We start from the raw sequence: 8,488 nt of genomic DNA, 5'->3' as shown, positions 1-8,488 counted from the left end.
CAGACACACGGTCGAGTTGAGAGAGGTCGGCACAGTTAAGGGTGCCGGACTATAACGATCCTTGTTCTACCGCGTGATCCTGCGGCTAGATCAGGATCCCATCCACTCCTTCTGGCCTATAACCCCCTTGCTCAGATGGGCGGCGAAGCGGGTCACAGCCGACCGCTCCATGGTCGGTCGGGGTGACGTGGGAGTAGATGTTCATTCAGAAGAACAGGGATGAGTTAGAGGAGCCTGCGCGGAGCGGAGGAGGGAAAGCGAAGCGTTGCTGCGTTGGGCGAGTATTCAGCGCTTATCGACGAGGCAAGGCTTGGCTGCCATCGACGGGAGAGTGACTGCGCCGCGATCGACAGCAGGGTTCTACGTTTTCCGTTTACTGACCATGCTGATCTGTCGCAACACAGGCGATGAGGTGAGCGAGTCGCGCGATGGTGAGCAGGCCAACTCCGACCGCTACTGCTAGGACCGCGATGACGGGGATCGGTGCTGCAGCGAACAGGATGGGCCAGGTAGCGGCGCGCCCCAAGATAGCGGAGCCCCATACGGGAACTGTGAACAGCACCGCTGCCACGACAGCGCCGATCCCGACCGTGATGGCGGCGCGGATCTTCCCGAGACGCCTTGCCCAACGCGCGCTCCGCACAATCCCTCGCGTGCAAAGGCTGAGAAGCGCAATGGTGACGAGGGTGATCACGATGTCGCGGCCCGGCCCCGGTGCTGATGGCGGGCCCCGGAGTTCCCCGGTCGACGACGCTTCATATAGCGAGGCGGCTATCTCGTAGGGATCCGGTGCCGAACTCGCCTGCAGGACTGCTATGCCGGTCTCGCCCGGGAACAGCCCCTGGTAGGCACCGGTCCCGGCGCCGACACCGGAGTGTGAGACCCGCTCGACGCCGCCATCAGCTGGTGGGCCGCTGTACCAGCCCAGCGCATACAGGCCCCCTTCCGGTGCTTGGCGGCGGTGCATCTCGTCGCGCATTGCCGTGGACAGCACCTCCCCACCACCGGGCAGCACACCGTGCTGGAAGCGGAGCCAGATGCCCAGGTCGTGAGCCGTGGATGTCACGCCACCAGCCCCAGCGACCCAACTGTCGGGACCGGTGACTCGAACCGGTGCCCCAAACGCCTGCGCATGCCCCGGAGCACCCTGAACCTGACCGCTGGTGGACGCACTCGTAGTCTCATCCATTCCTAGCGGGTTAAGGATGTTCTGTTGCAGATAGGTATCCAGATCTTGGCCGGAGACTTTTTCGATGAGCTGGGCGCAGATCCAGTAGTTGGGATTCGAGTAGGCCCAATCCGTTCCGGGGTCGAAGGCAAGTCGACTGCGCGACAGCAGTTCGCCTGCTTCTCGCGGAGTCTGCGGTCCGGCAGCGTATTGGTCGAACCCGAGCGTCGCGTCGCTGATTCCGCTCGATTGATTCAGGAGTTGTCGCACAGTGATGCTCTCGGCACGCTCGTCATCGAGTCGCAGATCCGGCAGATACTGCGTTACCGGCACATCGAGGTCAACCCGTTTCTCCTCGACGAGTTGCATGACCGCGGTCGCGGTAAACGATTTCGAGAGCGACTCGATGCGGAATGATGTGTGCTCATCGACCGGGCGACCGTCGACCTGCCCTGCGCCAGCTTCCACCGCGATCTCGTTCCCGTGTGTGACGACGACGGCGATCGCCGGAACTCCGCTCGCGACCACCTCATCCAGCCATCCCTGGACGTCCTCCTGCGGTGCAGCCGAGGCGGCCTGGATAGGCATGATCTGCGCCATGAGCGCGAGGGCCACGCCAATGGCAGCGGCCACACGAGTGCGCGTGAATCGGGAGTGCGTCGTCGTTGCTATCGTTACCGTCCTGCTCATGTATCTCACGGTAGAAACTTGTGAACGCGCGGCGGCAGGGCCGTCCGGCCCCTCCTCGCATAGCAAAGTACCCCCGAACGGCGGGGTGTATGCGGAAAGGTAAGGCCGGGAGAATGTGAAGCATGTCTGATGTCTTGGTTTGGGTCGCGATCTCGCTGCCAGTGTCCGTCGCGGCTGTGCTTGCGGGGCGTCTGCTGCTGTTACGCCGTCAGGAGGCAGAACTTGGTTGGGAACTCGCAGCGCAGAAAGAATCGCGCGCCGTCGAGACCGAGCAGCGTATCCGTTCGGAGTATGCCGCCGAGCTTTCGCGGACGATCCACGATGATCTCGGTCATCGCCTCACGCTCGCTTCGATCGAGGCCGCCGCTCTACGCACGCGCGCAGGCACGCATCTCGCTCCCGATCTCGAACGGTTGCGCGCTTCCATCGCAGAGTGCGTCGAGGCGCTGAACCGGTCAGTCAGCGGTCTCAGCCTGGAGGCAGAAGACTCGGGATTGGAGGAAAGTATCGAACACATCGCCGATACTGTCCGTCAAACTGAGACCCCGGTGCAGGTCGATATTCAGGTCGCGAGGAACCTGGCTGGATTGACGCCGTCGTCGACCACGACCAGCACCGCGATTTCGGTGGTGCGAGAGGGATGCACGAACGCGCTGCGCCACGCACCCGGAGCACCGATCCGCATCCGTATCCGAAGCGACCGTGGCGAGGTCGTCATCGGTGTGGAGAACGATGCAGTCGATACCGCGGTCGGGCCGACCATCACACCCACAGGCGGACGCGGACTGCGAGGGCTTCGCACCCAGGTCGAAGAGTTGGGCGGTTCACTGAAAACCGGACCCAGTGGTGACGGTTGGCATATCCGAGCGAGTCTGCCGCTACAGGCCACCACCGGAGTGAACGAAGCTCGACATGCGCTCGCGCATCGGCGCCGCCGAACGCGGCGGATGCTCATCGCTCTTCCCGTGGCGACTGCCGCGCTCATGATCGCGATTCCCGTGGGCATGGTGCTCGGTCAGGCTGCGCTCTCCCGCCTTTCCGCCACAGATTTCGCCGCCATCACCGTCGGGGAATCTGAGAGCAGCGCCCGCTCCCGGCTTCCGATTGTGGAGATGGAAGCACCGCCGCAGCAAGTGGGATCAGGGGACTGCCGCCACTACGAGTCGACTTTCAGTCCCTTCGAGCGAACCGAGGTCTACGAAGTCTGTTTTACGAACGGGCAAGTGAACTCGACGACGATTATCCCAGCACCATGACCCCGGCACCGAATGTCAACGACGGTTCCCAGGCGATCCGTGTCGCACTGATCGACGACGAACCGCTCATCCGAGCGGGCCTGCGCACGATCCTCGAAAACGATCCACGCATCCGTGTCGTCCTCGAACACGGAGACGGTCTCGGCATCGTTCCCGCGGTACGAAAGGCTCAGTGTGACGTTGTGTTGATGGACGTGAGGATGCCGGGCCGATCGGGGCTCGATGCGATCGCAGACCTGCGCGCGGCAGGGGTACCTGCGCGACTGGTCGTGTTGACGACGTTCGCCGACACTGAGTATCTGCGACGAGCTGTAGAAGTGTCGGTAGACGGATATGTGACGAAAGCCAGCGCCCCGGAAGACCTGGTCAACGCGGTGCACACCGTCCAAGCTGGCGGTGCGGCATTATCGCCCGTCGTGGCCCGCTGGTTACTGGAGAACGCTGCCGGTCCGATGACGAGGCAAGCCGACGCCCACGAGCTTGTCTCACGACTCACCCCGCGTCAACACGAAGTCCTCCTCGGGATCGCACGAGGAGAGGACAACGCCCGAATCGCCAGCAGCTTGTATCTCTCCGAAGCAACAGTTAAAGGCTATGTCAGCGAAGTGCTTCAACGCCTCGGCGTAGAGCGTCGAGTACAGGCCGCCGTACTCGCCCATCAAGCCGGTCTGCTCTAGTCAACCAGACAAATGATGAGTGCTCCGATACGAACTAGCGAGTTGAAGCCTCGTAGCAGGTCGGCCAAGGGTGTAGCCCGAACCGAGGTTCCACGGTTCTCCAAGCCGCAAGAAGTGCTAACGAAAGTGCTAAACAACCTGTAGGCCGGGGTATCGAGATGGAGTTATCCACAGGTCAGATGTCGTAGATCGTCGGTTTCATGCGGCAGAACGCTCTACGAGATTCGCGGCGCGAGGGGGCCGAGGTCAGTTCAAGTCCCCCCTCGCCCACGAGTGTCCTGAGTCGCGACATCGTTGACAAGCGGTGTCGCGCTCGGGACTTTTTCGTGGGTTCATCGTGTTGACACCCGATCAGGTCTAAACACCGGCATGCGCGCGCCCGACGCCCAGGTGACGGAGTCCACCGGCGTATCTGAGGGAGAGTTTCCCATTGCGGTCGACTGCGTCGGTGCGGGATCGCCACTCCGGTGCCTGTCTCTCGTTCGGGATGGCTTTGGGAAGCGCAGTGTCGGTCTTCTCTCGGGGTACCGCAACCATCCCCTGCTGCTACGGTTCAGCTCCGCGACTGAACCATTGAGATCGACCGGACTGTTCTTGTCCGGATCTCGTTGTCGTCGCCGGGACGCTCGCGCCGAGGATATGGCGCTAGCGAGGTGACGGGTAGCCACCGTCGCGGAGACTGCCTGCGAGATGCACGGCATGTGTCGCCGCGGTCTCCATCGACGACTTGACGGTGTCGGGGGTCTCGGCGAGATCCTTGAAGTCGGTCTTGTGCATGGCCTCGCCGTTCCAGTAGACCGAACCCTGTGCGGGCACGGTGTAGCCGATGTCGTTCAGCGCCTGGAAGAGCACTGCGGTGATGTGGTGGGCACCATCCTCGTTGCCGACGACGCCGACGACCGCCACTTTGTCGAAGAGGATCGGCCGGCCCTCGTCGTCGGTTTCGCTCAGCTCGGCGTTCAGGCGCTCCAACGTCCGCTGAGCCACGCTCGAGGGCTGACCGAGCCATGTCGGCGTCACGAATACCAGGATGTCGGCGTCGAGGACCCGGCGACGCAGTTTGGGCCAAGCATCCCCCTCGCCCATGTCGGCCTCGACGCCTGGCAGTACATTGTGATCGACGACGCGGATCGCATTGCCGTCGACGCCGCGTTCCCGGAGTCCGTCGAGGAGCAGTTCGGCCATCAGTTGGGTGCTCGATTCGGCGGGCGAGGGCTTCAGCGTGCAGTTCAGCGCCAGTGCCTTCAGCTTCTGATCTCTCATGTCGGCGAATCTAGGTGCAGTGTGTGCGGCAGGCCAGGGGGTTTCGGATTCGGGGCGCAGCGGGTATGGGCACCGCCCTGCGCGACCGTACGGCACGAACCGGAGACGCGTGCGACTGTCAATCCCCTTGTCGGCGGTCGTGACATGGGGGTTCGATGTTCGACCATGACGACCGATACGCAACCCCCTGAGCGCCTGAGGCGCGCCATCACCGGTCCCCTGCTGTTCGCGTTCATCCTCGGCGACGTCCTTGGCGCGGGCGTCTACGCGCTGATGGGCGTGCTCTCCGAGAAGGTGGGCGGGCTCCTCTGGGCGCCGCTGCTGCTGGCTCTGCTGCTGGCGATGCTGACGGCGGGCTCCTACGCGGAGCTGGTCACGAAATATCCGCGAGCGGGTGGGGCGGCGGTGTTCGCGGAGCGGGCCTTCCGCAGCCCCCTCGTGTCCTTCCTCGTGGGGTTCTGCATGCTGGCCGCCGGGGTGACCAGCGCCGCGGGGCTCTCGATCGCGTTCGCCGGAGAGTACTTCGGAACCTTCGTGGAGTTGCCCGTGACACCGGTTGCGATCGCCTTCCTCGCCCTCGTCGCGGCGCTGAACGCGCGCGGGATCCGTGAGTCGCTGGGCGCGAATCTCGTGATGACGGCGATCGAGGTGAGCGGTCTGGTCATCGTCATCGTCGTGGTGGGGATCTTCGTCGCAGGCGGAGGCGGCGACACGGCGCGCGTCCTGCAGGCTCCGGAAGGAACTGGCGTCGGAGCGGCGGTGCTCGCGGGCGCGGTCGTCGCCTACTACTCGTTCGTTGGATTCGAGACGTCCGCCAACGTGATCGAAGAGGTCAAGGCGCCGACGAAGACGTATCCGAGGGCGCTGTTCGCCGCTCTCGCCGCCGCGGGCGTCGTCTACGTGCTCGTGGGCCTTGCCAGCGCCTCGGCCGTTCCCCTGGATGAGCTGCAGGAGTCCAGCGGGCCGCTGCTGGCGGTGGTCGAGGCGACCGGCGTCAGCGTGCCGTCGTGGCTGTTCAGCCTCATCGCCCTCATCGCGGTGGCGAACGGCGCGCTGCTCACGATGATCATGGCGAGCCGCTTGGCGTACGGGATGGCCGAGCAGAACCTCCTGCCCCAGGCGCTGGCCCGCGTGCTCCCCCGGCGGAAGTCGCCCTGGGTAGCCATCGTCGCCACGACGCTGGTCGCCGTGATGCTCACTCTCGTCGGCGACCTGACGACGCTCGCCGAGACGGTGGTGCTGCTCCTGCTCTTCGTGTTCCTGAGCGCGAACGTTTCCGTTCTCGTGCTCCGCCGCGACCAGGTCGAGCACGCGCACTTCCGCGTCTGGACGTTCGTCCCGGTGCTCGGAATCGCCTCTTGCATCCTGCTGCTCACGCAGCAGCGCCCCGTCGTATGGCTGTTCGGGGCGGCGCTGCTCGCCGTCGGCGTCGTGCTCTATCTGCTCGCGCGATGGGAACGGCGGCGCACAGGCGCGCGGATCACGAAGGATGCCCAGGATCGCGCTGCTGATCCGATGCCTGTGCGCAGGCCTCGGCGATGATCTGACGCAGGGTATAGGCGACCACCGACACGCGTTGCCGGAGGTGCACGTCCGTCGACTGGTCCCCGTCGAAGCTCTTCTCGACTTCGTGCAACTTCGCGAGTGCCCTCTCGCGCTGACCGCGGTCAGCGCGGTTCTGTGGATCTCGGATGAGGGCGGCGGCGCTCATGCCGGCGATCGCGAGGCTGTCCCGGATTCTTTCGGGGATGCGCGGAGCCGCTTCCTGCTCCGGCGCTTCGCCCTCGCGCGCATCGACGATGAAGGCCTGGGCGAACTCGTGGAGCTGCCTGATGATCCGCTGCAGGCTGGTGAGCACGGATTGCGTGTCGCCCACGCGCGCCTGCGAGTTACGGGCGCGGAGGTTGCCGCGTCGGCTCAGGCGGGCCAGGCGCAGATCATCGTGTGCTCCGCCCGCCGCGGTTTCGAGGTCGGTGATCAGATCGGTCCACGACGAGCCGATGCCGGTGTCGTCGCCGAGTTCGTCGACGATACGCTCCACGACATCCGCGACGCGACTGCGCAGATCCTGAACCGAGTGCTTGGCCGTGGCCGTCTCCAGCGGCGGCGGGATGATGATGTTCACCGCGATCCCGAGCACCGCACCGAGGGCGAACTGCACGGCGAACCCGAACGAGAAGTCTTTCACGTCAGGACCGCCGACGACGAAGGCGAACACCGCGGCGAGCGGGATGTAGTCGCGACCGGTGCCGAGGCCCGGGATCCCGGCGAGCATGGTGCTGATGCCGACGGCCAGGGCCACTGCGAGAACGCCGTTGACGCCCATGAAGATGAGCGCCCACGCAGCGAGCAGCCCCAGGAGTACACCGATGAGCGCCTTGATGCTCGAAGTCAGCGACGACATGATCGTCGGCGTCATCGCGATCAGCGCCCCGAACGGTGCGTAGTACGCGTAGTCGTCGAGTTCACCCGGAATCAGGTTCCCGACAACCCACGCCGTCGTCGCGGCGACCGTCATCTTCAGGGCGACCAGCAGTCGCGCCGGCCGCACCATCGCGACCGCGGCGGTGCCGACACGGTGCAGAAACTGCTTCATCCGTACCTGTTCATCCGGGCGTCGTGTTCTCGTCCGCTGCGGCGACCCGTTCAGGGTCGGCCTCCTCCGGAAGCTCCGATGCCACGCTCAGCACGACGTCCTGCACTTTCCAGTCCAGGCGTGTAATGCCCTCGGACGCCTCCTCCATGCGTCGGAGCGAGACGTGAGGTCGACAGGGTTGCACGAATGCCTCGACGTGGAACACCTGGCCCTGGTCGCGCATGCGCACCGCCGCATCGCGCACCCAGGTGAGAACTGACCGCAGTCGCAAGGATGAAGAGCGTGTCTTGGTCAGCATTTGGATAGAAGGCGAGGGAGCTCGCGAGGTGGACCTCCCGTACCGCATCGAGGGGCGCATTCGGCGGCTGCCGGCCACTCAGTCCTCAGTAGGTGCCTGTGGTCGACGTGCGCTTGCCGTCGTCGAACTGCTGATCGCGGACCCTCTGCACCCTGCGCGCCTCCTCGCGGGTCTCGCGCACTCGGGCGGCCTCGTCCGGGTCGAGGTGCGAGGCCGTCTCGGCGGGATCAGTAGCCTGGCCATCCGGCGACTTGCCCGCCGCGTTGGGCGGATCGGCGGCGTCGGTTCCGCGGGTGCCCGCATGCTCCGCCTCCTCGTACACCGACTTCTCGACGGAGTCGGGAGCGGTCGCGGTCGTACTGCGCTCGCCCCGGCCGGAGCGCGGAGTGCCGCCCTCGTCCGGTTGCGGGATCTGCGGGATGCCGTCGGGGTGCTGAGCGTCCATGATGAGTCCTCCTTCGCCGAGCCGTGGTGGCGGTCGTGCGCACGACACTACTGATCGCCTCCGCTCCGCAGGAGGGGCTTGCGCGCCGCTCCGGG

At 65.2% G+C, this 8,488-nt stretch carries 8 protein-coding genes; 3 read left to right on the top strand and 5 right to left on the bottom strand.

The features are described 5' to 3' along the window. Positions 1–373: 373 nt before the first annotated feature. On the bottom strand, positions 374–1,858 hold the full coding sequence (locus ACUYV6_RS11710; protein WP_449278859.1) for a serine hydrolase domain-containing protein: 1,485 nt from the start codon (positions 1,856–1,858) through the stop codon (positions 374–376). Positions 1,859–1,980: 122 nt separating this feature from the next. On the opposite strand from ACUYV6_RS11710, the gene ACUYV6_RS11705 reads away from it, so the two are divergent. Both ACUYV6_RS11705 and ACUYV6_RS11700 read left to right on the top strand, forming a co-directional pair. Further along, positions 1,981–3,114 carry a sensor histidine kinase gene (locus ACUYV6_RS11705; RefSeq protein WP_449278858.1) on the top strand — a complete coding sequence of 378 codons (1,134 nt, stop codon included), beginning with the start codon at positions 1,981–1,983 and terminating at the stop codon, positions 3,112–3,114. Next, a complete protein-coding gene (locus ACUYV6_RS11700) occupies positions 3,111–3,791 on the top strand; it encodes a response regulator (protein WP_449278857.1) in 681 nt (226 codons plus the stop codon). Before ACUYV6_RS11705 ends, ACUYV6_RS11700 begins: the two co-directional genes overlap by 4 nt. Positions 3,792–4,436: 645 nt before the next feature. Here the strand turns inward: ACUYV6_RS11700 and ACUYV6_RS11695 are convergent. Next, on the bottom strand, positions 4,437–5,054 hold the full coding sequence (locus tag ACUYV6_RS11695; RefSeq protein ID WP_449278856.1) for a flavodoxin family protein: 618 nt from the start codon (positions 5,052–5,054) through the stop codon (positions 4,437–4,439). A 165-nt stretch (positions 5,055–5,219) separates the two neighbouring features. On the opposite strand from ACUYV6_RS11695, the gene ACUYV6_RS11690 reads away from it, so the two are divergent. After that, a complete protein-coding gene (locus ACUYV6_RS11690; RefSeq protein WP_449278855.1) occupies positions 5,220–6,596 on the top strand; it encodes an APC family permease in 1,377 nt (458 codons plus the stop codon). Here the strand turns inward: ACUYV6_RS11690 and ACUYV6_RS11685 are convergent. From ACUYV6_RS11685 to ACUYV6_RS11675, 3 genes are all read right to left on the bottom strand, one after another. Continuing rightward, the gene (locus ACUYV6_RS11685; RefSeq protein WP_449278854.1) at positions 6,535–7,650 is read right to left on the bottom strand and encodes an FUSC family protein; all 1,116 of its coding nucleotides are present in this window, start codon (positions 7,648–7,650) and stop codon (positions 6,535–6,537) included. The two genes, ACUYV6_RS11690 and ACUYV6_RS11685, sit on opposite strands and share 62 nt — an antisense overlap. 10 nt (positions 7,651–7,660) lie before the next feature. Continuing rightward, positions 7,661–7,948, bottom strand: a complete 288-nt coding sequence (locus ACUYV6_RS11680) for a hypothetical protein (RefSeq protein ID WP_449278853.1) — start codon at positions 7,946–7,948, stop codon at positions 7,661–7,663. Between the two features lie 85 nt (positions 7,949–8,033). Then, on the bottom strand, positions 8,034–8,393 hold the full coding sequence (locus tag ACUYV6_RS11675; RefSeq protein WP_449278852.1) for a hypothetical protein: 360 nt from the start codon (positions 8,391–8,393) through the stop codon (positions 8,034–8,036). Positions 8,394–8,488: the final 95 nt, after the last annotated feature.

The organism is Leucobacter sp. GX24907 (genome assembly GCF_053567335.1).
The sequence above is the reverse complement of the archived record's forward strand: the minus strand, read 5'-3'. Positions and strand labels throughout refer to the sequence as shown.